Origin of the sequence: Chitinibacter bivalviorum (genome assembly GCF_013403565.1) — a bacterium.
Lineage (GTDB): Bacteria > Pseudomonadota > Gammaproteobacteria > Burkholderiales > Chitinibacteraceae > Chitinibacter > Chitinibacter bivalviorum.
The window spans coordinates 3,533,111-3,558,832 of sequence record NZ_CP058627.1; the positions used below are offsets into that span (position 1 = coordinate 3,533,111).

Genomic DNA, 25,722 nt, shown 5'->3' on the forward strand with positions numbered 1-25,722 from the left:
GAGCTGGGTATGTCATGCAGGCTTCAGATGGACTGCCCTTTCCATTGGCGGCGCCAAATAGCTAGGCCAAATAAAATACCAAACCAAATCGCCACGATGAGCCAGTCGCCCCAAATTTGGTAGGGCGTGGTGCCGGTTCGGTGTTGGACTTCACCCTCTAGTACTGCGCGCTGTTGCGGTGGCAGGCTGGCAGTGATGCGACCTTTGTCGTCGATAATCGCCGTTTTGCCGGTGTTGGTGGCACGGATCAGGTAGCGACCATTTTCCAGTGCGCGGGCGCGCGCCATTTCTGCGTGTTGCTCGGCGGCCCAAGAGCCATCAAACCACGCCATATTAGTGAGATTTGCCAGTAGCGTGGCATTGACTGCATTTTGGCGGATTTCATGACCAAAGGCGTCTTCGTAGCAGATATTGGCCGCGATTTTGCCGCCGGCCAACGCAAATGGGGTCTGGATGGCTTCGCCACGATTTAGCCCCAGTAGCGGCATATCCAGAAATTGATACACCGGACCAAATACTTGCGGCAATGGGATGTATTCGCCAAAGGGGACTAGATGCTGCTTTTCATAGGGGTTGAGCTTGGGGTTGCTTAAATCAACCGCCGCGTTGAAATGTTGCGTGCCATCGTCGCTGCTGGTGGCGACGCCCAAAATCATCGCGGCTTTCTTTTGCGCCATCAGGGCGCGCAGATCGCCCAGATACCAGTCGGGCATGGCTTCTAAAAAAGACGGAATTGCGGTTTCAGGAAAAACAATCAGTTGCCCTTTGGCTTGCTGCGCCAGAGTCATGTACGCGCCGAGGCTATCGACATAGGCGGCCTGATTCCATTTCATTGATTGTGCGATATTGCCCTGCAAGAGGCTAACTTTAACCGGCGCGCCGAGTGGGGTCGTCCAATTGATGTGATTGAGTAGGGCGCTGGTGCTGATGAGGGCGAATGCCAGCCCAAGACCAAGGCGTTTTTCATATAAAAATACGGCCACCACAAGACACAACACCAAGCCCACGCCATAGCTGCCAACAATGGGGTATAGCCCGCTGAGCGTTTCTAGCTGTGATCCACCGACCGATGCCCATGGGAATCCGGTAAATATCCAGCCGCGGACCCATTCAAAAATCATAAACAGCGTTGGCGCGAGTAGCGTGTAGCGCAGGCTGTCTTGGCAAGGCAGACGGCGCGTGAGCAAGGCTGCGAGTGCGGGAAACAATGCCAGAAACAGTGCAAAAGCCAAAGTACTGCCCGCGGCCATCCAGATTGGCATACCACCATAGGTATGCAGGCTAATATAAACCCAGCTAATGTTTGCGCAGAAATACCCCGTGCCCCAAGCAAATGCATAGCCTGCGGCTTCGCGCGTGCGGCGCGCTTGTTGTATGCCCCAGAACAAAGCCAGCAATGAAATCGGCATCAGCCAGAATTGCGATACCGGGGCAAAGGCAAAAACACTGATCGCGCCAGCAATGAGTTGGAGTGCGAGTTGTTGAATGGGGCGGAGTGTCATTGGGGTTTTTGCATGCATTGAATTGGGCGTCAGCTTAACATGCAGCCACGCCGAAAAGAAAACACCCGAATTGCGCGCGGCAGATTCGGGTGCGATAGGGGTAACGGGAACAGTTATTCCGTTTCGTGCCGTTCGAGATGCTCGTCGATCTGGATCGAATGCACGCGGCGGCTGTCGGCGCGCAAAATCAGGAAATGATAACCATCTATGACGATTTCTTCACCGCGCTTGGGAACGCAGCCAAATGCCAGCGTCACCAGTCCCGCGACGGTATCGACTTCTTTATCGCTAAAGTGGCTGCCGATCGCTTCGTTCAGATCGCCAATCTCGGTTACGCCTTTAACGCGCCAATTGCCGCGCCGATCAGGGACGATATTGTCTTCGGATTCGTCTTCGTCAAATTCGTCTTCGATATCACCGACGATTTGCTCCATCACGTCTTCAATCGTCACCAAACCCGCCACGCCGCCGTACTCATCAACGACAATCGCCATATGGTTGCGATTATTGCGGAAGTCTTTTAGCAAGACATTCAAGCGTTTCGCTTCGGGAATATAGACGACGGGGCGCAGCATTTCGCGCAGCACAAATTCTTCGTCTTCGGCGTAGTAGCGCAGCAGATCTTTGGCCAGCAAAATGCCGACCACATTGTCTTTGCTGCCATCGACCACTGGAAAACGCGAGTGGGCGGTTTTGATTACATGGGGGATAAATTCGGCTGGCGCGTCGTTGATGTCGATGACATCCATTTGCGAGCGCGGCACCATTACATCGCGCACTTGCATATCGCCAACGTTGAGCACGCCTTCGATCATGCCGAGCGCATCAGCATCGAGCAGGTGGCGTTCAAACGCCGAGTGCATAATTTCAACCAGTTCGCCGCGGTTTTCCGGCTCCCGTAACAGGAAGTGGGTGAGTCGCTCAAGCCAGCTTGGCTTGGGACTCGGGGACGGTACGTCGTCCATAGTGTGTACTGTTCCTAAATAAGTGATAAGTTAAACGAGCTCGGCAGGCCTTTGAAAAGCGTAGCGAGAAGGCCGAAGACAAGGCAGAAGTCGGCGAAAAACCGCAGTTTACCGAGGTAAATGAGGATTTTGAGCTGACTTTTCGCCGCGAAGCAAGTGCAACGCTAGCAGTATTCGGAGTTCGCAGTAGCTTTGCAATGGTCTGTTAAGATTTTTCGCTCAGATACGGATCATCATAACCCAAACGCATGACAATTTGCGTTTCCAGGCTTTCCATTGCCTCGGCTTCTGTGTCTTCGATGTGATCAAAACCCTGCAAATGCAGCGTGCCATGCACGACCATATGGCAGTAATGGGCCAGCAGCGGCTTATTTTGCTCCAAAGCTTCGCGCTCGATTACCGCACCGCAAAACACCAGATCACCCATCAGCGGCATGCCGTCGATTTGTGGCAAATCTTCGTCATACGTGAAGGTCAGCACATTGGTTGAATAGTCTTTCTGGCGATAGTCGCGATTCAGGATGCGACCCTCATCGGCATCGACAAAGCGCAGCGTGATTTGCGCATCGCATATTTGCTCCGACAGCGCTGCGCGCACCCATTTTTTCAACAGGCTTTTGCGCGGAATCGGGCTGTGCGCGCTTTCATTTTGAATCGCGATTTCGATTTGATTATTCATGTCGATTGCTCAGTTGAGCGTTGCGTTCAGCCTCTTGCTTGGCTTTGCGTGCCGCTGCTTCTTCGTCGCGCTTTTTGGTCGCTTTTTCGTAGGCATTAACGATTTTTTGTACCAGCGGATGACGCACAACGTCGTCACTGGTGAAGTGATGAATGCCAATGCCGCGCACGCCTTGCAGCACTTCTTGCGCATCAACAAGGCCTGATTTCATATGCTTGGGCAAATCGACCTGCGTCGGGTCACCGGTAATCACCGCTTTGCTACCAAAGCCGATCCGCGTCAAAAACATCTTCATCTGCTCGGGCGTACTGTTTTGCGCCTCGTCCAAAATGATAAAGCTGTGGTTTAGCGTGCGGCCGCGCATAAAGGCCAGCGGAGCGATTTCGATAATGCCTTTTTCAAATAAGCGCGTGACATGATCAAAACCGAGTAAATCATACAGCGCGTCGTACAGTGGGCGTAAGTAAGGATCGACCTTCTGCGTTAAATCGCCCGGTAGGAAACCGAGCTTCTCTCCCGCCTCAACAGCTGGGCGCACCAAGATCAATCGTTTGACAGTATCGCGCTCTAAAGCATCAACCGCGCTGGCTACCGCCAGATACGTCTTACCCGTACCGGCTGGGCCGATGCCAAACGTAATGTCATTGTCTTGGATTTGCTTCAGATAAACATTCTGCCCCGGCGTGCGGCCACGCAAATCGGCACGGCGCGTGCGCAGGATGGGTGTATCCACATCCGATTGCGCTTCTTCTGGGCCGCGGATAATTTCGATTAAGCCAAGCTGAATATCATCAACTTCCAGTTCTTTACGCTGCGCTTCGTTGTAGAAGTATTCGAGCGCATCGAGTGTCTGATTCACCACCTTGGTGCGGCCAGCGACTTTGAAATGCTCGTTGCGGCGGGCAATTGTCACATCGAGGGCATTTTCGATTTGCTTCAGGTTTTCGTCGAGCGGCCCGCATAAATTGGCCAGGCGGGCGTTGTCGATGGGGGTGAACGAGAGGGTATCTGTATGCAAGGCTTATTCCATAAATTATGGCAGGATATACCTACCAATTAAGCGGTGAAGTTCACATTAGTACTTAATATTGTCGCGCTGGTTGGGTATGAGCTTTAAACCCGTTTAGCAAAAACCGCAGCAAGGAGAGAGACAAACGGTTTTATCGTTTGGCTCACGACGCGGCAAGGGGAGCGCGGAGCGCTTTTTGCCCGGGTCGCCTTTCTTTTCCACCCTTTTCTTTGGCGACGCAAAGAAAAGGGTGTCCCTGTCGCGGATTGCGACTGCAAAACAGTCGTGCCGTAGGCACTTAAATTATCAACTGCTAACTAGAACATCGCCTATTCAGCTTAATCTTCCACAATCACCAATTCACCACCCAAAGTATGCGGGAACACTTTGGTGATCCGCACATTGACCATTTGATTGATCAGGCGTGGGTTGCCGGGGAAGTTGACGATGCGGTTGTTATCAGTGCGGCCAGCCAGCTCGTTGCTGTCTTTTTTCGAGATTTTCTCAACGATCACGCGTTGAACGGTGCCGAGCATTTCCTGATTGATCTCGCTGGCGAATTCTTCAATCCGTGCTTGCAAGCGTTTCAGGCGCGCCAATTTCACTTCTTCTGGCACATCGTCGCCCAAATCGGCGGCGGGCGTACCCGGGCGGCGGCTATAGACAAAGCTAAAGCTTGCGTCAAAGCGTACGTCTTCGATCAGCTTCATGGTGCGTTCGAAATCGTCTTCGGTTTCGCCGGGGAAGCCGACGATAAAGTCGCTCGACATACAAATATCAGGGCGAGCTTCGCGCAATTTGCGGATCAGCGATTTGTATTCCAGCGTCGTGTAGCCGCGCTTCATATTCACCAGCACGCGGTCTGAACCGGCTTGCACGGGTAAGTGTAAGTGCGATACCAATTTTGGCAGGTTTTTGTAGCAATCAATAATGCGCTGCGTCATCTCTTTCGGATGGCTGGTGGTGAAACGCATGCGCTCGATGCCGGGGATTTCGTGCACGTATTCAAGCAGCGTTGCGAAGTCAGCGATCTCGCCGTCTTCCATCTTGCCGCGGTAGGCGTTCACATTTTGGCCGAGTAGGTGAATTTCCTTGATGCCTTGCTGCGCCAAATTCGCCACTTCAACCAAGACGTCTTCAAACGGACGCGAAACTTCTTCGCCGCGCGTGTACGGCACGACGCAGAAAGAACAATATTTCGAGCAACCTTCCATAATCGACACAAAGGCCGAGCCGCCTTCGACGCGCGCAGGTGGCATGTGATCGAATTTTTCGATCTCAGGGAAGGAAATATCGACTTGAGAGATACCCGTTTTGCGTTTTTCGGCGATCAATTCGGGCAAACGGTGCAAGGTTTGCGGGCCGAACACAATATCGACGTATGGTGCGCGCTTCACAATCGTATCGCCTTCTTGCGAGGCGACGCAGCCGCCCACGCCGATCACGATATTTGGATTGGCGTTTTTGAGTTCTTTAATGCGGCCCAGATCAGAAAACACTTTTTCCTGCGCTTTTTCGCGCACGCTACAGGTGTTAAATAAAATAACGTCGGCTTCTTCGACATTGTCGGTGCGGCTCAAGCCTTCGGAGGCGTGCAATACATCGACCATTTTGTCCGAGTCATACTCGTTCATCTGGCAGCCAAAGGTCTTGATAAATACTTTCTTGCTCATGGGTGGTGTCTTTCTTCAAATACTAAAATAGGGCTGCAGGGCAGTGCAAAACGAGCTCGATACCGATTTGCTCGTGGTGGGGTATGTGTTTGTAGTTATTTACTAATAATAACTTTTAACATATACCCTGTTTATTGTGCTTGGGATGCTTTGATTTCTTTTTCGATGGCTTCTTCTTGCTTCATGCGTTCTTCAAGTTGCTGTGCTTCTTCTTTAGTCACAAACCAGATGCGCCAAACAAAGCCCGTGTTCGGTTCTAATTGATACCAAACCATCGCATTGCGCGGGATCTGGGTGGGCATCAATAGGGTGTTATTGATGCCGCGAATTTGTAAACCCGGTGCCGTGGTATAGATTTTGCCATCGAGTTTGACCTCGGGTCGGGCAAAACCTTCTAGCTCAGCTAATTTACCTTTGGGCAGGTTGCGTGCGGCAAAACTGGCCGTCGAAAGAGTAAGAAGCAACAAAAACAGCAACTTGCGCATGGGCAGGGCTCCGGTAAGAAGGGCTTATGGTAACAAGCCGCGAACTAAATTGAAAGAAAAATACAAAAGGGGTTGACAGTGATTAATGCAGCTACTATCATGCTGCTTCTCTTGGCTATGTAGCTCAGTTGGTTAGAGCACAGCACTCATAATGCTGGGGTCACAGGTTCGAGTCCCGTCATAGCCACCAGTTAAGTAAAACCCCGCTAATGCAAATTAGCGGGGTTTTTGCGTTTCTGCTATCTAGCTTTTATTGGCGTTGCGTTCGAGTGCTATGACGGGACTCAAATTCTCCATTCTGCTAGTTCCCTTGGTACTTGTTTCCTCCGAAGCGAGCCATTTGACTTGTTGGCATCGTACGCCCAATCGCGTGCGCCATTTGTCTGCCCGAATCGTGGTCTGCACCACAATTGGGCGGGCTAAATTGTAAGGTACAGTGTTCAAGGTTCTGCCTAGGGGATGGGACGATGCGTATTTTGCTTGGTCTGGTTTGGAGTGGTATTGCCAGCGTGCTGCTGGCTTTGCCAACATTGGCGGCAGATTGGCCGGTACGGGTCGGGGTGAGTGTCTCCAGTGTTGAAAACCCATATTTTGTGGCGCTGACTCGCGGCGCGCAGGAAAAAATTAAGCAATTCAATCCTGCGGCAAAGATGATGGTGCGCTCGTCCGACTATTCAGTCGAAACGCAAATTAAGCAGATTAATGAGCTTTTAGAGCAAAAAATCGACTTATTAATCATTGCCGCCTCGCATGAACATCGATTTGCTGCTGTGCTGGAAAAAGCCAAAAAGCAGGGTGTGATTGTGATCGGTGTCGATGTACGAGCCGATGGTGCGAGCCAAACCGTATTAACGAATAATCTACAGGCAGGGCAATTGGTTTGTGATTATCTGGCCCGTAGTATCAATGGCAAAGGTCGGGTGCTAATCCAGACTGGGCCGCAAGTCTCTTCAGTGCTCGATCGCGTGGCGGGCTGTAAAGCGGCATGGGCGCATTACCCCGGGATACAGTTGTTATCCGATAAAGAAAATGGCGATGGCTCGGTGTGGGGCGGGCATACCGCGATGCAAAATGCATTGTCGGCGTATGGCCCGGTGGATGCGGTGTTCACCATTAACGATCGCCAAGCCTTAGGAACGATGCAGGCGCTGCAAAAGGGCGGTTTTTCACAAACTAAAATTGGCTCGGTGGATGGCTCTCAGGCGGTGGTGAAAGCGATCGCCGCTGGCTCGCAAATTATTGTTAGTGCGAGCCAATCTCCAGAGAGCATGGGGCAAAAAGGCGTTGAGTTGGGCGTGGCGCTGCATGCCGGCGGCAAGAGCGACCCTGAATTGGTGTTGCTCAATACCACGCTAGTTACGAAGGACAATGCCGCAACGTTCAAAGCGTGGGATGCGAGCCGACCCAATCAATAAATTAGCCTAAGGCGCTTAAATACAGCGTATTAATTGCGTCGAGCGTGGGCGGCGTTGCACCGTGGTGCATGCAGGCTGCAGCACCGCTGGCAATTGAAAAGCTCAAATGCTCGTGTGCGCTGCGTTTGGGGTAATTCATTAGGCTATAGATAAAACCGCCCATCGACGCGTCGCCTGCACCGACGGTATCGGCCACTTTGATTTTGACTGCTGCTGCGGTAATCATGGTGCCGTCGGCGTATAAACTAGCGCCTTCAGCGCCCCGCGTATAAAGATAAGTCGCCTCAGTATTCCAACTGCTTAGCGTTTTAAATGCTAAATCCAAGTTTTCTGTACGGAATAATCCCAGCAAATCTTCATCAGATACCTTAATCACATCTGCGAGCTCGGTCATTTCGCGCAAGGTGGCATCGTATTTTTCGTCCATCAAAATGCGGAAATTGGGGTCGTAGCTGATTTTGACACCATTGGATTTTAATTCTCGTGCTAGCGCGAGTAGTTGCCCAGCCAATGGCTGACGCGCCAAGCTGATGCCGCCAAAATGCACCCACTTCACCGCTTGTTGCCAAGCTTGGGGTAGTGCTGTGCGATCGAAATGCAAATCAGCGGCATCGTCGCCAACAAAGAAGTACTGTGGCGGATGACTGGAATGCACGATAGCCAGCAGTGGTGATTTGTTTACTTGCTGCAAAAACCGCAAGTCCAGCCCTGCCGCCGTGGTGGCTTGCAATAAATCCTGACCAAAGCAATCGGTGCTAATCGCACCTGCAAATGCGCTGCTTTGCCCTAGGCTGGCCATGACCCGTGCCACATTCCACGTCGAGCCTCCTACCTTGCTCAACCAGCTGTCTGAGCCGGTTCGTATCATGTCGGTCAGTGCTTCACCGGCGGCGACAAAAGTGGGGAGTGGAGTTGCGTGGTCTGTCATGGTTTGGCCTGTCTATGAGTCTAGTTTCAAAAATAAATCACGGTCGGGGGCGAAGTTGGCATACAGCGGTAATAGGGCGCCGCCTAGCGCGCGGGCATCTGAGCCGATTGCGCCAGCCAGTAATTGCGGCGGTGTAACGCCTTCCCAGTTAAATTCGGCCATGGCTGCGATAATGGCCGCAATAAGTTTGTTTTGCAGTTCTCGGCTGAAGCAGCCATCGAGAATGACGCCTTCCAGATCAAGCAGGCAGGCGGTGTTCAGCAACGCCAGCGCGATGGCGGGCGCGGTCTCGGCGAGCCAAGCTTGCGTGTGCGGCCAATATTCAAGGCTAATGCTGCGCTCGTCACTGGTGGCTTTGCCATCCAAGCCTGCGGCTAAATACCGATTTTCTAGTTGATAGAGCGAAGCCACATTCAAAAGCTGCGTGCCATTGCTGCCTTTACTACCCATGCCCAAAGGCAGTGAACCCAGTGCGCCAGCATTGCCGCGCTGGCCGATGTGCAAATGGCTATCGAGTACTAATCCGCCGCCGATGAAGGTATCGACAAAGATATACACAAAATTGCGAATGTCGCGCCCACGCCCGGCAACCAGCTCGGCCACGCAGGCAGCGGATGTGTCTTTGATTGATTGGACAGGCAGGCCTGACAAAGCCGCAATTTCATCTTCCAGCGCAAAGCTGGCCCAGCGGGTCACGATGGCTTCATCTAGGCCGAGTAATTGCTGCCAGCCACCCATATTGAGAGGCGCAGCGACGCCGATGCCTTGGATGCGCTCCCACAGTTGCGGCGGCAGTGTTTGTTTGATTTTATTCAGGCAAATCTCGATGTGCGCCAAAATCTGCTCTGGCGCAGCAAAGTCATACTGCAAATCCCAGCGTTCACGCACCACGCCAGTGAAATCAACCAACAATACATCGAGACTGCGACGACCCACTTTTACGCCAATGGCAAAAGCGCCATCGGGGTTGAGTGCCAGCGGCACGGACGGTTGGCCAACCTTGCCGCGCTGCGGTTGCTCTTTGATCAGTAGCTCATCGTCGAGCAAACGCTTGGTAATCAGTGAAATCGATTGTGCCGTCAGATGCGTTAAGCGTGCGATTTCTGCGCCGGGCAAACGGCCATTGAGACGAATCGCTTGTAAAACGACGCGCTCATTGTATTGCCGCATTCCGCCTTGCGAAGATCCGCGTGGTTTGAGCTTGGCGGCTTTGGTCGTAGGCTCGGCGAGTGTGTTATCCGGCGAGCGGTTCACAGATGACCCCTTTTTTGAGTATGAAATTGCCGTAGGGCTGTAATTCACTGGTCAAGACAATCGCGTAAGCTTGCTTGACGCGCTCGTAGAAAGCAAATCGCTCAATCGCCTCGCATTGATTATCAAGTGCCTGCCCGCGCTCGGATAGGGAATTAATGACATGGCTTTGTAGCGCGCTGCGCCAGCCATCGGGCTGATGGCTGACCTGCATATAGCCCACTGGTTGGCTTACATCCTGATCGAGCGGTAATAAGCTCATCACCGCTTCCACTGCGCGCGCCACGCCGGCGCCGGCCAGATGCAGAAGCGGTTTGCCAGCGGCGAGCGATGCCGCAGTGAAATTGGCATCGGCAATAACGATTTCATCGCCATGCCCCATTTCAGCCAGCACTTTGAGTAATTCAGGCGTGAGCAATGGATCTATCCCTTTAAGCATGGCGATCTCCTTATGTGGTTGATAAATTAATTCGCCAGCCAGTGCGGTGGGATGTCTTCTGGTTTCATCGCGCCGGTCATCACTGCGACCGCATCACTCATCGTGATCGCTTTCGGGTTCAGTATCGCCGCGCGACGCCCCAGTCGGGCAACGTGAATGCGATCGGCAATCTCGAACACATGCGGCATATTGTGGCTAATCAACACCACCGGCAGGCCGCGATCTCGCACATTGCGGATCAATTCCAGCACCATATTGCCTTCCTTCACGCCCAGTGCCGCCGTTGGCTCGTCCATAATCACCACGTGGCGGGCAAATGCCGCTGCGCGAGCTACGGCTACGCCCTGACGTTGGCCGCCCGATAGCGTTTCTACTGCCTGAGTCATCGAGCGAATACCGATTTTGAGCTCTTGCATATAGGCAATGCTGTCTTTGAGCATGCGCTTTTTATCCAGCGCGCCAAACCATTGCCCCAGAATATTATCGCGGCGGATTTCGCGCCCCAGAAACAGGTTTTCAGCAATCGTCATTGCGGGCGCAACGGCCAAATCCTGATACACCGTTTCAATGCCAGCGCGGCGCGCGTCGATCGGGCTTTTGAATTCAACGCGACGGCCATCAAGAAAAATCTCGCCGCTGTCGGGGACTAAAGCACCGGATAAGGCTTTAATCAGCGAGGATTTGCCCGCGCCATTATCGCCAATCACCGCCATGATTTCGCCTGCACGCAGCTCAAAATCAGCGCCGTCGAGCGCGGTGACTTGGCCGTAACGTTTGACGATGCCTTTCGCTTGCATCACCAGTTGTGGGGTCACGGGCGCCGCCGCGACTTGTTGATGCTCTAGTTCGTGAATTAGGCTCATTTTAACGGCCCCCTTTGCGTGACAGCTGATCGGTTGCGACGGCAAGAATAACCAAAATACCGGTAATTAAGATCTGGTATACCGATGAAACCCCCATCAGCGTTAGTCCATTGCGAAATACCCCCACAATCATCGCGCCCACCAGCGAGCCGATCACGATGCCGCGACCACCAAACAAACTCGTGCCACCCAATACCACCGCAGTAATCGCATCCAGATTTTCGGTTTGCCCCGCATTCGGATCGCCCACGCCAGTACGCGCTACCGACAGCAAAGACGCGATGCCGTAGCACAGCCCTGCCAGCACATACACCATCAGCAGGACGCGGTGCGTTGCAATCCCCGTCAGGCGCGTGGCTTCAGGGTTATTCCCAACCGCATAGATGTGGCGGCCTTGCGCGGTTTCGCGTAGCCACAGCCAAGCAATGCCGTACATCGCCAGCATCAGCACCGTGCCAAAGGCGACTTCGGTTTGGCCGATGCTAAATGTGGTGCCTAAAAAGGTCATGCCAGCGGGCAGGTCGGTAATGGTTTGTGATTGTGAATAAAGCTGCGTGATTGCGAACGCAATATTCATTGTTCCCAAAGTCACGATGAAGGACGGCAATTTGATGCGCGTGACCAGCAGGCCATTAATCAAGCCAAACCCAGCGGTCACCGCAAAGCCAGCAAAAATCGCCACGATCGGGTGTACGCCATAGTCGTGCGAGACTTTGGTCATCACCACGCCACCGAGTGCCATCACCATACCGCAGGAAAGGTCGATCCCCGCGGTCAGGATAATCAGGGTTTGGCCGATGGCGATTAGCCCGACGACCATCACTTGTTGCAAAATCAGAGAGAAATTCGCACCAGTGAGAAATTGCTCGCTCTGGAACGAGAAAAACACGCAAGCCATCAGCAGAGCCAGAAATGGCCCCAGCGTGCCAATCGACGGTAGATGTTCTTTCCAGCTGGGCATGGCAGCGCTCCTTGCTGCAGGTTGATCTAAAGAAACGCCTAATGCGGGAGTAGTGCGCTCAAGTACTGCCGAAGCAGCACCTGAGCCTGTTGTTGGCTGACTCATTTATTTATTACCCCAGCACAAATCCATCCCGGTTTTGGTGTCTTTGCTATCGACGCCTGCAGCGGGTTTGGCCGCAATCAAGGTCACGCCAGTGTCGGTGTAGCCGGACGGTTTTTTGCCCGTTTTGGCATATTCAACACCCGCAGCCACGCCCATCGCGGCCATTTTGAGTGGGTATTGTTGTGAGGTCGCTGCGATTTTGCCTGCTGCGACGTCTTTAATGCCCTGACAGCCGCCATCGACCGATACCACCATCACGCCTTTCTCTTTGCCGGCTTTTTTCAGCGCATTAAATGCACCAGCGGCCGCTGGTTCGTTGATGGTGTAGACCAGATTAATGTCGGGGTTTTTCTGCAGGCAGTTTTCCATTGCGGTCTGACCTTTGGCTTGATCGCCAAAACTATCGGCCATACACACCACTTCGGCAGGTTTTGCCAGCTCATTGTTTTTGGCATCGAATGATTTCAAGCCAAAGCCTTGCAAAAAGCCGTTATGGCGCTGCGCACCCACTGGGTGACCGGGGAAAAGATCAAGTGTCGCGATTTTGACGGGTTTGCCGCCGAGGCTGGCTTTGGCGTATTCGCCGATTAAAATCCCTGCTTTGTAGTTATCGGTGGCAAATAGCGCATCGGTCGCATCGATCGGCTCGGTCGGGCTATCGAGCGCAATCACGAGCACACCTTTATCCCGCGCTTTTTTGATCGACGGCACAATGGCTTTCGAATCGCTCGGCGTAATCAGAATCGTTTTCGCACCGGCGGCAATCATATTTTCAATCGCGGTGACTTGGCCGGCATTATCGCCATCGGTTTTGCCGGCCGCAGAAAGCAATTTTGCGCCTTTGGCTTTGGCTTCGGCAGTCGCGCCTTCCTTCATTTTGACGAAGAAAGGGTTGGTTTCGGTCTTGGTAATCAAGCCAATAATCGGCTCAGACGCAAAAGTGGGGAGTGCAATCGCGCCGATAACAGTGGCAATGGCGAGGTGGGTGCGAGTGTGTAGCATGACTATCTCCTAAATCGTATGTTCCAGTGTGTTTGTAGGTGTCCTACGATCAAATTGCTTAGAGTTATATAAATAAATCAATTTGATTTATGAAAAGATTATGCCGATCTGATTAATAAATCAAGCGGGTTGATCTATGTAAAAACCCTTATTAAACAGTCGTTTGGCTTGGTGTTTGATTTTGCGCTGCACAAAATACGGGCAGCTTGAGGTGAGGGTTTGCGCAGGAGTGTCTGCTGGGAAATAAGTCAGTAGGAGATCGATCTTGGCTTTAGCTATAGGGGTATAGCTTTGAATGCTTTTGAATTAAAGCCATACGTACCTATACCCATCGATGAATTCGTTGCCGCAGATTTTTATAGATTAGAAAATGGAAGATTTAATAAAAAATTAACGGTATAAATTATTACACTTGCCAATTCTTAACCTAAGCTTACTTTTTGCGAGGCTGTGAGGGGGTAAAGATGGCTGCAGAATGGATTGAGTTGAGTTTGCTGGCTGTGGTGGTGGCATATTTGCTGGGACGTTGGCTGGCTTATCAGCGTGATACCACGGGGCAATTTTTGCGCAATGAGCGCTCGGATGTAGTGGATTTTAGTATTTATCTGTATTCATCCAAGCGCCAGCAATGTGCGCACTTGGATGAATAAGCTAGCCTCTTGCCATTGTTGGCTGAAGTGGTGGGATTAAAACTCGGGCGCGATCATTTCGGCGTAATCGTACAACGCCGCTAAAATCGCTTCGCCACGTTCGTCGCCATTCTCCGATAATGTTTCGGCGAGCCGATCTATTTCTTCGCTATACGCTTCCAGTGTAAGCGCATTGGCCGCGCCTTCAAATAACCGGGCGCTGCGCCATTGCTCCCAACGCACCGCTTCGTCGTCGTTTAAAGTCTGTGGGAAATTGCGCGCGCGATAGCGGAAAAATAACTCTTCCAGTTGGCGATCTTCAAAGTGCACGATTTCCGCCGCTAATTTGTCGCCAGTTAGCCCGCGCAGCCGCGTTAAAGTACGGCGGTCGGTGTTGGAGACAAAACCGCCGTATAAATTGGCATCCACATCCTGCTTTTCCAGCATCGCTTCACGTGTAAAGACGGCGAGCCACGGTAGTGCTGGCGCATTGGCCAGCTTAGCGGCGTTGGCGTTGATTGCATCCAGATCAATGCGCCAGCGAGCGAGGTCTTCGTTGCGCAGTACTTTCAGATTGCCGACGACGATGGGCGATTTGTTGGCGTGTATGGTCTTGATCGGCAGGCGGGGCGTAGCGCCCAGTTCATCTTGTTTGCTAAACATCCGGCGGCGGATTTCGGTGGCGTCGAGAGTAAACAGCTCGCTCGGGTCATTAGCCAGATCCCAAACGATAATTTCATTTTTATTTGTTGGATGCATGCCCAGCGGCCAGACAATGGCTAGATTGCCACGCTCCACGCCGTACATGCCCGAGATATGAACGAAAGGGCGTGGTTGGGCGACGTTGATCTCGTCGAAAACACGGTCTTTTTTGCGCAGCGCCAGGCAGAAATCGAATAGCTTGGGTTGTTTATCGCGAATCAGCCTGGCCAGCGCAATTGTCGCGCGCACATCGGATAGCGCATCGTGCGCGGCTTCGTGCGTTAGGCCGTTGGCGACGGTCAGGTGTTCGAGTTTGAAACTAATTCGGCCATCGTCATGCGTTGGCCAGTTGATGCCGTCGGGACGTAGTGCGTACACCGTGCGCACGACGTCGAGCAAATCCCAACGGCCGCAGCCGTTTTGCCATTCGCGCGCATACGGGTCGATCAGATTGCGCCAGAACATATAGCGCGTCACTTCATCGTCAAAACGAATCGTGTTGTAGCCGACGCCGATGGTTTCCGGCTTGGCGAGCTCACGCTCAATCGCTGCGGCGAATTGATATTCAGGAACGCCATTCTCCAAGCAAAACTGCGGCGTGATGCCAGTGAGCAGACATGCTTCAGGCGCGGGCAGATAATCATTGGCAGGTTTGCAATGAATATTGATCGGCTGCCCAATTTCATTGAGCTCGGCATCGGTGCGAATACCGGCAAATTGCGCTGGGCGATCGTTTTTCGGGCTAACGCCAAAGGTTTCGTAGTCGTGCCAAAGGAAAGTGGTGTTCATGCGTGCGGTGCCGAAGTCAAAATGCAAAAGGGTGCGCTTTTATACTGCGTGCTACGGGGTGAGGCAAGGTGTCATTGCGGAATGCGTGTTAATTTGGGGCGAAATTTGCATACCCAATGCTGTATCTCGATGAAAGTCAATTTATAGAATAGCTTCTGGCCTATACCCCTATTTTTTAAACGGGCTTAGATTTCGATATGGCGCGGCAAGGGGGTCGCCAATGAAGACGCCTTGCGCGGGCCACGCGACACTTTTCCAGTACGCTTCCACTGCGGTTGCGCCATTGATGTAATGAAAGAGCAGCACTTGCGGGTGTGGGAATTTTTGTTGGTGGTTGTATGGCTCGCTCACCGTGCCGTAGCTGGCGGTTGCGCCAGCCTCTAGCCATTTCATGCTGCTCATCTGGCTGCTGTCAGTCAGCATGCCGCCGAACGAGGTGAGGTGATCGGCCAAAGCACCCGGTTGAAACTTGAGTGTCTCCAAGCCTTCGACTTTGGCAAGGCCGGTTTGATAAATGATTACATCATTTTTATTGCGTAGCGCATCGCTGGTGAGCGTTTCGATTTTGATGGGGAGCTTGGCGATGCTTTGGCTGGGCGGAAATAGCGGCGCTCGGGCGCTGCGGGTTTTGTCGCTGGTGCTGAGAAAATACGCCGTGCCTTTGGGGTAGTTGCCCCAGGCTTGTAGGCCGGTGTCGATGAGTTTTTTGGCGCTGGCAAAGTCTTTCGCCGCCAGCATCATGCTGGGGCGAATTTTGAGGTCGGTAAAGGGTTGTGTGCTGGCGTGATTGAAATACGGCGATTCGGGGGTGGGCTTGCCGGTATTGGCGCACACGCCTTCTACATAGCCGATGGTGACGCCATACGTCATGCTGAGGCAGTTTACGCGGTAGGGCTTGGCCCAAGCTAGCGCCAGTGCCTGTGTTTTGCCGTCGAAAAATTGATTGATCTGGGCGTTGAGTTTTTCTAATTCGCCTTCGGTGATCCAGACCCGATCAGTGGGAAGTTCAATGCTGAGAATTTGCTCGGGGCGAAGTTGTCTTTGCTTGGCGTAGTATTCACCAATCTCAACGGAAAGCGGGTCATTTTTATTGATGATCAAGCCCAGTTGTTCCGCATTGAGTTGATAGTGCAGCTCGGCTTTATCTGTCGCCGCATGGGCGGAGAGGGTTGCGAGTAAAATAAGGCATGCAAGAGCAAATACGCGCATTTTGGGCTTTGAGCAGGTAAAAGCAGATGATAGCTGGAAAATGAAGCGAAGTCTTAGCGCGAAACGCGTTGACTAGGTGCTGATAATTTAATTTTTTGGATTTGAAGCAGGAGGGTAATACTGAGGTGATGAAAGAAGTGTAAATCTGGTCGGGGCGGTGGGATTCGAACTCACGACCACCTGTTCCCAAAACAGGTGCGCTACCAGGCTGCGCTACGCCCCGACTAGAGGAGTCGAACTATACCTAGGGCCTCATTCTTCGTCAATTCCCTTGCGCAAAAAAATTATCGCTTATTTGATAAATCTTTGATTGTAAGAATGTTTTGTTTTGGCTTAATCGCGGGCGAGTCACATCACAGTGCCGATGTGGCTTGTAAGCTAAAATGCGGCCGTGAATTTAACTTATCGATTGAGAGTGAAATGCTGCAAAAAAAGAGTGTTGTGGGCTTGAAGGGATTGCTGGCTGGGGTGCTGATCGTCAGTTTGGTGGCGTGTAGCAAAGTGAGCGCAAAAAATTATCAAAAGCTCAATGCAGGAATGTCGCGGGCCGAGGTGTTGGCCATCTTGGGAGAGCCAGATAGCAGTAAATCCGTTGATTTGCTGGGCGTGCGAGGCGAGTCTGTGCAGTGGCAGAGTGGCGAGGTCAAAATCGAGGCTAATTTTGTAAATGATACTTTGCTGAGCCGGCAACTGATTCAACAGTGATCACTTAAGTCGCAGGCGTATTTGTGCTTGCGCAGAGGATGGACGCAAAAAAAGCCCTAGCATCAACTAGGGCTTTTTTTGAATATTTGGCGGAAGCGCAGAGATTCGAACTCTGGGGGGACTCACATCCCCGACGGTTTTCAAGACCGCTGCCTTAAACCACTCAGCCACGCTTCCGTACTTAAATTGTATTTCGAATAAAAAAGCCCCGACAGCGTCAGAGCTAGTTTATGTATTCATTGGCGGAAGCGCAGAGATTCGAACTCTGGGGGGACTCACATCCCCGACGGTTTTCAAGACCGCTGCCTTAAACCACTCAGCCACGCTTCCGTTCTTGAATAGGTGCGCATCATATCAAGGTTTTTTGACCTTGTCTCGCTTTTTTTAGAAATTTTTTACAGTTTTTCTAAAACGGCGAAATTCGCCAAAGATGCATTGGCCGTGTGCTCCATCGCGGGTGATAAACGAATACGATAAGTCTTGCCCTGAGCTGCAAGGCGGAACTCTCGGTTATCGGCAAAGAAGGCTTGTGGCAACACCAGGAAACGATTTTGATTGATCGAGGTGTTTTCCGGCGAATAAATGCCCGCAAAGCTGCGATTGCCCAGTAGCGGGGTGAGCTCGACCACGATCGGCGTTTGCGATACGGTTTCGATCCCGACGTTCACCATGCCCTCGCGGGTTTTGGTGATGCGGCGAACAATCCCGACAGAAACAGGGCTCATGCCAACGCCATCCATGCCTACGATTTCACCTACTTGCAAGGTGTCTTCGCGATCAGTTTGGTAATTGACGCCAATGCCCGTTGCGCTTTCATTATCAATCGTCCAGCGATCTTGTTGCGAATGAGCGGGCAGCGTACCGCGTAAATGGCTAATTACATCGTCTAGCCCGCGAGTAACATTGATTGATTTTTGCGTGCTTCTGCGCTCAGATTTGCGCACTGGCGCTGGCGTGTCGCGCGACCAAAGATTAATCAGGTGTTGCATCAAGTCGATATTGGCTGCGTGGCTGGAATCCGCTGGCAGGCCGAGTTTTTCGGCTTCTTCGCCTTGATTGAGTTTTTCAATGGTTTCTTTGATGTGCAAAATAAGCGTTTCGGTAAACCAGTAGCGCCAATTTTCGCCGACCATATCGCGGCGCAGACGCTTTGGCGGCGTTGAGCCCGCAACATTGATGGCAAATAACTGGCGATTGGGTTTGATTTGGCTTTCGAGATCAATGCGGCTGACCCAGCGTTTGAGCCATTGAGTGACTAATTCGATTTGAGCTGGTTGTAGCTTCTCTGGATGTGCGAGTGAAAGCATCATCAACAGCATGTACTCGCGACGGACATCGGTAATGTCTGCTTCTGGATAAGGTTGCAGTGGCGAGGTGGCAAAGCCTTGCTGTTCTGCAAACAAGTACAGGCGATTTAAATTGCGCCAAGTGCGGCTATCGACTTCCATGTAGCGTAAATAGGCCCAGCGAGCTTGCTCAACAAAATACATGATGCCGCGCAGCGTAAAAACTTGCAGGTCTTTTTCAAGTCCGCGTGGCAGGCCTTGACTGGCTTGTTTGATGCAGAAGCGATAGGCGTCGCCCATATCATTCCAGAAGGCGAGCAGCGTAGGCAGAACTTGCTTGGGGCTGGCGCCATCATCCAAGACACGGCCTTGGTAGATATCGACTAAGTGAGATTGCAGCGAGCGCGCTTTTTCGTCGAGATAAGGGACAGTTTTAAAGCGTTCTTTTGCGTTGGTTTTGGGATTGCCATTGAGTTGTTTCAGGGCTTTGACGATTTCTTGTTGCGCTTGCAGGATGTCACTTTCAGGTAACTCCTGCATCATAATCGTGGCCGACTTGTAGTTGTGGACGCCTTCTTGTTCGCGTTTGCCGAGTAGCGCACCGATCAGACTTTTAAAGTCAAACATAGGGTTATTCCTAGCTATGCCTTAATTATTAAATATAGTTGTACCTGCAACGATAAACTTGTTCTTGCATCGCCCGCAAGCATTGTGCGGGTTTTGCTAGTATATCGGGTGGCTGTTGTTGCAGGATTGTGAAGTTCTGCACATTTTGCCCGAATAATCAGCTGTTGTAATTACAAAACCCCTGAGGTTGGCTGTGATAAAATATAGCGTTTTCAGCCGCTTGGCTGCGTACTTTACGTCAAGCTAGGGCTAATCCTCGCTGTCGGTGATAGGGCAAATTACACAATGATCAGTTCTAATGGCATTACGATGCAGTTTGGCGCCAAGCCACTGTTCGAAAAAGTCTCGGTAAAGTTTGGCGATGGTAATCGCTATGGTTTGATTGGCGCCAATGGCTGCGGTAAATCGACCTTTATGAAAATCCTCGGCGGCGATTTGGAGCCTACCGCAGGTAATGTTTCGCTTGAGCCTGGCGTGCGCTTGGGTAAATTGAAGCAGGACCAGTTTGCCTACGAAGATCAGCGTGTGCTCGATGTCGTGATGCAAGGTCACATTGAATTGTGGGCCGCAATCCACGAGCGTGACGCAATCTATGCCAATCTCGAAGCGACCGAAGACGACTACATGCGCGCCGCTGAGCTCGAAGGCTTGGTGGCTGAGTACGATGGTTATACCGCCGAAGCGCGTGCGGGTGCTTTGCTGTTGGGTGCTGGCGTGCCGATTGAGCAGCACAATGGCCCGATGTCAGATGTGGCTCCCGGTTGGAAATTGCGGGTATTGCTGGCGCAGGCGCTGTTTTCAAATCCAGATGTTCTGCTGCTCGACGAACCGACAAATAACTTGGACATCAACACGATTCGCTGGTTGGAGCACACGTTGAATGAACGTAATTCAACGATGATTATCATCTCCCATGACCGCCACTTCTTGAATCAAGTGTGTACGCACGTGGCTGACGTGGATTACGGCAATATCCAGATCTATCCAGGCAATTACGACGACTACATGCTGGCCTCAACGCAAGCGCGTGAACGCACCTTGGCCGATAACAGCAAAGCGAAAGAGCGCGTGGCCGAGTTGCAAGCCTTTGCGCAGCGTTTTGCTGCGAATAAATCGAAAAGCCGTCAAGCAACCAGCCGTTTGAAGCTGGTTGATAAGATCAAGGAAGGGATGGTTGAGGTGAAGCCTTCTTCACGTCAAAACCCGTATATCCGCTTTGAGATGGACGACAAACAAAAACTGCACCGTCAGGCTTTTGAATTGACCAATATTTCAAAAGCATTTGATAAAACGCTGTTTACCAAACTGAACTTTATCTTTGAAGCGGGCCAGAAAATGGCTGTGATCGGTGGTAACGGCGTGGGTAAATCAACGCTGATGAAAATGCTGGTTGGCGTATTGCCACCCGATGCCGGTACGATCAAATGGGCTGAAAAAGCAGAGCCTGGCTATTTCGCACAAGATCACGAAGAAGATTTTAGTGAAGACATCACCTTGTTTGACTGGATGAAGCAATGGGGGCAGCCTGGTGATGACGACCAAGTGATTCGCGGCATCTTGGGTCGCCTGTTGTTTGGCGGCGATGATGTGAAGAAATCAGTCAAAGTCTTGTCTGGTGGTGAAAAAGGCCGCATGTTGTACGGCAAGCTGATTTTGCAAAAGCCGAACGTACTGGTGATGGACGAGCCAACCAATCACATGGATATGGAATCGATCGAGTCGCTGAATATGGCTTTGGAGTTGTATAAAGGCACGCTGATTTTCGTGTCGCATGACCGTCAATTTGTATCGTCTTTGGCGACGCAGATTTTGGAATTGAATGGTGATGGTACATATACGCACTTCTTGGGCGGTTACGAGGAATACCTAGAAAGTCGCGGGCTGGAATAAGCCTGAGTGGCACTCAAATGACAGCCAGTCGATTTGAGTGCTGCTTTAGCTGGATGTTCAGCAATAAAAAAACCGAGCCTAGGCTCGGTTTTTTTATTGGGTATCAGCTTGTAGACTAAATTTGAATTGATCTACAGGTCAATACTGATGGTGGGTATTATCTGCGACGGAAGTTGCCGCCTGTTGGGGCGCCACCACGTTCGTCTTTATGACGGAAGGTCACGCGACCTTTGGTTAAGTCATAAGGAGACATTTCAACGGTAACACGGTCACCAGCGATAATACGGATATGGTTTTGACGGATCTTGCCTGAAGCGTAGGCAGTGATCTCGATACCATTAGTTAGCGTAACGCGAAAGCGAGTGTCCGGGAAAACCTCGGCCACAACACCTTCCATTTCAACTACATCTTCTTTTGACATGCTTTATTCCAGTAAGGCTGACGCCGATCTGTTTGAGCGTCATTTTTTTAAATAAGGGCGAACTATACAGGTTTTAGACGAAAATTGCGCCACTTTTTGTGCTTTTTTGAGCGTAACCATTTGTATTTATGCTTGATTCAGTGTAGTGGCGACTTTAAGCTTGGCACCTTCTTGAAGCGGATACCCATATAATGCGTCGGATTTTTCTCTTGTTGGCTATTTCTTTGCTCAGTGCCTGTGCGACGCAGTCACCGCCGGTCAGTGTTGTTGTGCCAACGCCCAGTGCTACTCCGCAATTAGCGACACCGAGAGCATTGCTTGCAACGCCAACACCTGTGGTCAGCGCAAGCCCGACGCCCAGCCCCTCACCGACTCAAAAACCGACGCCAAAACCTGTGATGACTGAGGCGCAAGGACGCGCGTTGATGGCGCAATTATTGCCGCCCAAAATCAATGATCGCAATGGCTGGATCGACGATATGCTCGATGCTTTTACTGCACTCAAAATTGCCTACACGCCCGAAAACATTTGCGCCGTGGCGGCGGTGATTGAGCAAGAGTCGACTTGGCAGGGCGACCCCGTGGTGCCTGGCTTGCCGAAGATTGTTTGGAATGCGATTGGCGAGCGAGCCGATAAATATCATATCCCCTTGATCGCGGTCCAAACTGCGTTGCTCAAGCCCTCGCCGACGGGGCAAAGCTATAAGGCGCGGATTGATAATTTGCGTACCGAGCGCGAAATGAATGATTTATTCGAGGATTTAGCCAATGAGGCGAAAAGTCTGAATTTACCGCTCAATATGAAAAATCCGATTCGCACCGGTGGGCCGATGCAGGTGAGTGTGGAGTTCGCGCAGCAACACAGCAAAGTGTGGCCTTATCCCTATCCGATCAAAGAAAGTATTCGTCACGAAGTGTTTACGCGTCGAGGTGGGGTGTATTTCGGTACAGCCATTTTGCTGCAATACCCTGCGACCTATACCGATGTGGCGTATCGTTTTGCCGACTTTAATGCCGGGCGCTACGCGAGTCGCAATGCGGCATTCCAAAAGGTATTGTCGCATCTGTCAGGCAAAGAATTGGTAGAAGATGGCGATTTACTCAGCTACAGCAACGGCGTGCCAAGCGGCACCAGTGATGTGCAGACGGCGCTCTATAGCATGAACGCGGCGCTCGGCATGAGCCGCGATGAAATGTTGCGTGATTTGAAGCAGGAAAAGCTCGTCGGTTTTAGCCAAACCGAGCTGTATCAAAAAGTCTATGCCTTGGCAGATAAGGGCGGCAAAACTTGGCCGCGCGCGAGCATGCCGCAGATTGATCTGAAAAGCCCCAAAATCACCCGCAAACTGACGACCGAATGGTTTGCCAATAGGGTAAAAGGGCGTTTTGAGACCTGCATCAAGCGACTTAATTGATGGGTAGTGATTGATTCAATGTGGGGCGGCGACATTCTGTGATTGCAGCGTATCGCCCCCATATTTATACTTTGAATTAATTAATCAAAAGTCATTGAAGGCATCGAAATGAAATTTACCCTCAGGCAATTGGAAGTATTTGTCGCAGTAGGGCAGGGTGAGAGCGTTTCACGTGCTGCAGAGCAGCTCAAAATGTCGCAATCGGCGACCAGTACGGCATTAGCAGAATTGGAGCGCCAATATGAAATGCGCTTGTTTGACCGCGTGGGCAAGCGTTTGCAACTCAATGAGCTGGGCGCTTTGCTCTTACCTCGGGCGATTGAGCTGCTCGATCGGGCGCAGAGTATGGACGCCATGCTCAATGGCGAACACGGCTTGGGCCCCTTGCGCGTGGGTGCAACGCTGACGATTGGAAATTATTTGGCGACACTGCTGATTGGCGATTTTATGCGCCAGCATGCGGGTTGTCGCGTCAGTTTGGCCGTACATAATACGGCGACGATTGTGAATCAGGTCGTGCATTTTGAGCTCGATTTAGGCCTGATTGAAGGTGATTGCCAGCATCCCGATTTAATTGTGACGCCATGGGTGCCCGATGAACTGGTTGTTTTTGCCGCGCCCGAGCATCCATTAGCGCAGCAAAAACTGGTAACGTTCGATGATTTGGTGGCAGCCTCATGGATTGTGCGTGAACAAGGCTCAGGTACACGCCAAACCTTTGAATTTGCAATGCGCCACGCTTTATCGCAATTAAATATCCGGCTTGAATTGGAGCATACCGAGGCGATCAAGCGCGCCGTGGAGTCAGGCTTGGGGATTGGTTGTATTTCCCGCTTGGCGTTAAAAGATGCGTTCCGACGTGGCAGCTTGGTGCCATTAGAAGTGCCAGAGCTGGATCTGGCGCGCCATTTTCATTTTGTGGTGCACAAGCAAAAATACCAAACGCCGAGCATGGATGCCTTCCTTAGCTTATGTCGTCAGGCAACCGCTGGCGTGAACCGCAGTGATGAAATTGCAATGCCTTATATACGTTAGATGGGTATGTGCTTGAGAATTAATTAGTAGAATATCTTTATGGATATACCCAATAAAAAAGCCCGCATGCTTGCGGGCCTTTTTGTATCTTGGTGCGGGCAATTAATGGATGCCGCCACTTTGTTGATATCGTTTTTCCAGATGATTCACACCCGCTGCGAGCACCAAAGTCATAATCAAATATAAGAATGAAATGGTCAGATACGGCTCCCAGTAGCGCGAATAGGCGCCTGCGACAGTACGAGCAGCGTAGGCCAGCTCGCCAAGACCGATGGCAGAGACCAGCGAGCTGTCTTTGAGCAGCATGATGGCCTCATTGCCCAGTGGCGGCAGCATGCGGCGGAAGGCTTGCGGAACGATGATGAAACGCATCGTTTGGCCATAAGTCATACCCAGAGAGCGGGAGGCCTCAAATTGGCCTTTCGCAATCGATTGAATCCCCGCGCGGAAAATCTCGGTGATATAGGCCCCAGCATTTAGGGTTAAAGCCACCAAACCCGAGAGGAAGGCGCCGTAGTCTTGACGCAAGGTGGAGGCGAGTTCGCCGCTCAGCAGTAGGCCGTTTTCAGGGTGAACTAGCAAAGGCATGACGGCAAAATGCGTGAGCAAAATTTGCACAAAGAGCGGTGTACCACGAAAGAAAGTAACATAGGCGGTGGCAGGCCAGCGCAATAAGAGTTTTACTGGATATTTCCAGGGGCCGTGCTTTACTTCTGCGAGGCGCGCCATACCGGCAAACAGGCCAATCAATGTACCTAGGACAACCGCGATCAGCGTGATACCCAGTGTCATTTTGATGCCGTCGACGAAAAGCTCGCGGTATTCCCATACCATTTGCAACTGGAAATTTTCAAACAGCGGCGCGGCGTGCTGTACTTGTTGCCAAAATTGATTGAAGTCCATTGTCATACCATCTGATCGCTCAAGACGATAAAGCACAACTCGTGGTTGCGCTTTATCGATGTACTCGTGAGCTTGTGAGCCGAAAAGGCTAGATCGCCTTATTTACCGAAGTATTTTTTGTAGATTTTATCGTACGTGCCATCGGCTTTAATGGCGGCAATGCCTTTGTTGAGTTGCTCAACCAATGCTTTGTTGCCTTTTTTAACCGCAATACCATAGTACTCTTTTGCAAAAGTAGCATCATCGATGGTTTTCAGCTTGGCAGATGGGTTGTTTGCGACAAAGTTGATCACAACGCCATTGTCCGCAATGACTGCGTCAATACCACCGTTTTGCAATTCTTTAATGGCCAACGGTGTAGATTCGAAACGCTTGATGTTCGGGCTGGTTTTGCCCAGTAATTTTTGCGCAACTTCATCGCCTGTTGTGCCGGTTTGTACACCTACTTTTTTGCCTTTTAAGTCAGCGAGTTTGGTGACTTTGCTGCTTTGGCCAACTGCGATCAGCTGTTTAGCTTCAAAGTAAGGCTCTGAGAAATCCATTGATTGTTTGCGCTCAGGGGTAATCGTTACCGCTGAAATCACCATATCGCGATCGCCAGTGTTGAGCGAGGCAAAAATGCCTTCCCAAGGCGTATTGATGAATTTAACTTGAAAGCCACCCTTTGCTGCAATTGCTTGCATGATGTCCATGTCAAAGCCAACGGCTTCTTTTTTCTCATTAAGGGATTCAAAAGGGGCGTAGGCTGCATCAGTGGCAACTTGATAGGTTTTAGCGGCCTGCGCAGACGTATTGAACATCAGGCCCGCGAGCAATGCGGTGGCTAAAAAGCTA

General features: G+C 51.5%; 24 protein-coding genes and 4 tRNA genes. 7 read left to right on the plus strand and 21 right to left on the minus strand.

What is annotated here, in order from left to right:
* Positions 1–23 precede the first annotated feature (23 nt).
* From lnt to HQ393_RS16650, 6 genes are all read right to left on the minus strand, one after another.
* Positions 24–1,502 carry an apolipoprotein N-acyltransferase gene (gene lnt / locus HQ393_RS16625; protein WP_179356757.1) on the minus strand — a complete coding sequence of 493 codons (1,479 nt, stop codon included), beginning with the start codon at positions 1,500–1,502 and terminating at the stop codon, positions 24–26.
* A 113-nt stretch (positions 1,503–1,615) separates the two neighbouring features.
* Positions 1,616–2,467: a CorC family transporter gene (locus tag HQ393_RS16630; RefSeq protein ID WP_179356767.1), complete on the minus strand. Its 852-nt coding sequence runs from the start codon at positions 2,465–2,467 to the stop codon at positions 1,616–1,618.
* 205 nt (positions 2,468–2,672) lie between these two features.
* Positions 2,673–3,146, minus strand: a complete 474-nt coding sequence (gene ybeY, locus HQ393_RS16635) for an rRNA maturation RNase YbeY (RefSeq protein WP_179356768.1) — start codon at positions 3,144–3,146, stop codon at positions 2,673–2,675.
* Positions 3,139–4,164: a PhoH family protein gene (locus HQ393_RS16640; protein ID WP_179356770.1), complete on the minus strand. Its 1,026-nt coding sequence runs from the start codon at positions 4,162–4,164 to the stop codon at positions 3,139–3,141. Before HQ393_RS16640 ends, ybeY begins: the two co-directional genes overlap by 8 nt.
* Positions 4,165–4,493: 329 nt before the next feature.
* Positions 4,494–5,828, minus strand: a complete 1,335-nt coding sequence (gene miaB, locus HQ393_RS16645) for a tRNA (N6-isopentenyl adenosine(37)-C2)-methylthiotransferase MiaB (RefSeq protein WP_179356772.1) — start codon at positions 5,826–5,828, stop codon at positions 4,494–4,496.
* A gap of 131 nt (positions 5,829–5,959) precedes the next feature.
* Positions 5,960–6,313: a hypothetical protein gene (locus tag HQ393_RS16650; RefSeq protein ID WP_179356774.1), complete on the minus strand. Its 354-nt coding sequence runs from the start codon at positions 6,311–6,313 to the stop codon at positions 5,960–5,962.
* A gap of 113 nt (positions 6,314–6,426) precedes the next feature.
* Between HQ393_RS16650 and HQ393_RS16655 the strand changes: the two genes are divergently transcribed.
* Both HQ393_RS16655 and HQ393_RS16660 read left to right on the plus strand, forming a co-directional pair.
* A tRNA-Met gene (locus tag HQ393_RS16655) sits at positions 6,427–6,503 on the plus strand.
* A gap of 277 nt (positions 6,504–6,780) precedes the next feature.
* Positions 6,781–7,728 (plus strand): substrate-binding domain-containing protein, encoded by a 948-nt coding sequence (locus HQ393_RS16660; protein WP_179356776.1) that lies wholly within the window; start codon positions 6,781–6,783, stop codon positions 7,726–7,728.
* A 1-nt stretch (position 7,729) separates the two neighbouring features.
* Here HQ393_RS16660 and HQ393_RS16665 read toward each other — a convergent pair whose 3' ends face one another.
* The 6 genes from HQ393_RS16665 to HQ393_RS16690 all read right to left on the minus strand — a co-directional run bounded on the left by HQ393_RS16665 (position 7,730) and on the right by HQ393_RS16690 (position 13,277).
* Complete coding sequence (locus HQ393_RS16665; RefSeq protein ID WP_179356778.1) at positions 7,730–8,656, minus strand: carbohydrate kinase family protein; 927 nt, start codon at positions 8,654–8,656, stop codon at positions 7,730–7,732.
* 12 nt (positions 8,657–8,668) lie between these two features.
* Entirely contained in the window at positions 8,669–9,910 is a 1,242-nt protein-coding gene (locus tag HQ393_RS16670) for an ROK family transcriptional regulator (RefSeq protein ID WP_218871232.1), read from the minus strand.
* Positions 9,891–10,346 (minus strand): RbsD/FucU family protein, encoded by a 456-nt coding sequence (locus HQ393_RS16675; protein ID WP_179356780.1) that lies wholly within the window; start codon positions 10,344–10,346, stop codon positions 9,891–9,893. The genes HQ393_RS16670 and HQ393_RS16675 overlap by 20 nt, the downstream gene beginning before the upstream one ends.
* Positions 10,347–10,372: 26 nt before the next feature.
* Positions 10,373–11,209 (minus strand): ATP-binding cassette domain-containing protein, encoded by an 837-nt coding sequence (locus tag HQ393_RS16680; RefSeq protein ID WP_179356782.1) that lies wholly within the window; start codon positions 11,207–11,209, stop codon positions 10,373–10,375.
* A 1-nt stretch (position 11,210) separates the two neighbouring features.
* Positions 11,211–12,170, minus strand: a complete 960-nt coding sequence (locus HQ393_RS16685) for an ABC transporter permease (RefSeq protein ID WP_218871234.1) — start codon at positions 12,168–12,170, stop codon at positions 11,211–11,213.
* Positions 12,171–12,275: 105 nt separating this feature from the next.
* Positions 12,276–13,277, minus strand: a complete 1,002-nt coding sequence (locus HQ393_RS16690) for a sugar ABC transporter substrate-binding protein (protein WP_179356786.1) — start codon at positions 13,275–13,277, stop codon at positions 12,276–12,278.
* Between the two features lie 464 nt (positions 13,278–13,741).
* Between HQ393_RS16690 and HQ393_RS16695 the strand changes: the two genes are divergently transcribed.
* On the plus strand, positions 13,742–13,927 hold the full coding sequence (locus tag HQ393_RS16695) for a hypothetical protein (RefSeq protein ID WP_179356788.1): 186 nt from the start codon (positions 13,742–13,744) through the stop codon (positions 13,925–13,927).
* A 36-nt stretch (positions 13,928–13,963) separates the two neighbouring features.
* Here HQ393_RS16695 and sbcB read toward each other — a convergent pair whose 3' ends face one another.
* From sbcB to HQ393_RS16710, 3 genes are all read right to left on the minus strand, one after another.
* Positions 13,964–15,397: an exodeoxyribonuclease I gene (gene sbcB / locus HQ393_RS16700; protein WP_179356789.1), complete on the minus strand. Its 1,434-nt coding sequence runs from the start codon at positions 15,395–15,397 to the stop codon at positions 13,964–13,966.
* Between the two features lie 168 nt (positions 15,398–15,565).
* Entirely contained in the window at positions 15,566–16,606 is a 1,041-nt protein-coding gene (locus tag HQ393_RS16705) for a TIGR03790 family protein (RefSeq protein WP_179356791.1), read from the minus strand.
* Positions 16,607–16,752: 146 nt separating this feature from the next.
* Positions 16,753–16,829: transfer RNA gene (locus tag HQ393_RS16710), tRNA-Pro, on the minus strand.
* Positions 16,830–17,026: 197 nt separating this feature from the next.
* Between HQ393_RS16710 and HQ393_RS16715 the strand changes: the two genes are divergently transcribed.
* A complete protein-coding gene (locus HQ393_RS16715; RefSeq protein ID WP_179356793.1) occupies positions 17,027–17,311 on the plus strand; it encodes a hypothetical protein in 285 nt (94 codons plus the stop codon).
* 87 nt (positions 17,312–17,398) lie between these two features.
* Here HQ393_RS16715 and HQ393_RS16720 read toward each other — a convergent pair.
* From HQ393_RS16720 to HQ393_RS16730, 3 genes are all read right to left on the minus strand, one after another.
* Positions 17,399–17,488, minus strand: a tRNA-Ser gene (locus HQ393_RS16720).
* A 63-nt stretch (positions 17,489–17,551) separates the two neighbouring features.
* Positions 17,552–17,641 (minus strand) — tRNA-Ser (locus HQ393_RS16725).
* Between the two features lie 65 nt (positions 17,642–17,706).
* Entirely contained in the window at positions 17,707–19,224 is a 1,518-nt protein-coding gene (locus tag HQ393_RS16730) for a cyclic-di-GMP receptor FimW-related protein (protein WP_179356795.1), read from the minus strand.
* A 285-nt stretch (positions 19,225–19,509) separates the two neighbouring features.
* Between HQ393_RS16730 and HQ393_RS16735 the strand changes: the two genes are divergently transcribed.
* Positions 19,510–21,114, plus strand: coding sequence for an ABC-F family ATPase (locus HQ393_RS16735; RefSeq protein WP_179356797.1), 1,605 nt, complete (start codon positions 19,510–19,512; stop codon positions 21,112–21,114).
* A gap of 157 nt (positions 21,115–21,271) precedes the next feature.
* Here the strand turns inward: HQ393_RS16735 and infA are convergent, their stop codons facing one another.
* A complete protein-coding gene (gene infA, locus HQ393_RS16740) occupies positions 21,272–21,535 on the minus strand; it encodes a translation initiation factor IF-1 (protein ID WP_179356799.1) in 264 nt (87 codons plus the stop codon).
* 191 nt (positions 21,536–21,726) lie between these two features.
* Here infA and HQ393_RS16745 point away from each other — a divergent pair, with 191 nt between their 5' ends.
* Positions 21,727–22,950, plus strand: a complete 1,224-nt coding sequence (locus HQ393_RS16745) for a DUF1615 domain-containing protein (protein WP_179356800.1) — start codon at positions 21,727–21,729, stop codon at positions 22,948–22,950.
* Between the two features lie 108 nt (positions 22,951–23,058).
* A complete protein-coding gene (locus HQ393_RS16750) occupies positions 23,059–23,985 on the plus strand; it encodes a LysR family transcriptional regulator (protein ID WP_179356802.1) in 927 nt (308 codons plus the stop codon).
* 102 nt (positions 23,986–24,087) lie between these two features.
* Here the strand turns inward: HQ393_RS16750 and HQ393_RS16755 are convergent, their stop codons facing one another.
* Together HQ393_RS16755 and HQ393_RS16760 are read right to left on the minus strand one after the other, a co-directional pair.
* Entirely contained in the window at positions 24,088–24,888 is an 801-nt protein-coding gene (locus HQ393_RS16755) for an amino acid ABC transporter permease (protein WP_179356804.1), read from the minus strand.
* A gap of 98 nt (positions 24,889–24,986) precedes the next feature.
* Entirely contained in the window at positions 24,987–25,688 is a 702-nt protein-coding gene (locus tag HQ393_RS16760; RefSeq protein WP_498371128.1) for a basic amino acid ABC transporter substrate-binding protein, read from the minus strand.
* Positions 25,689–25,722 lie beyond the last annotated feature (34 nt).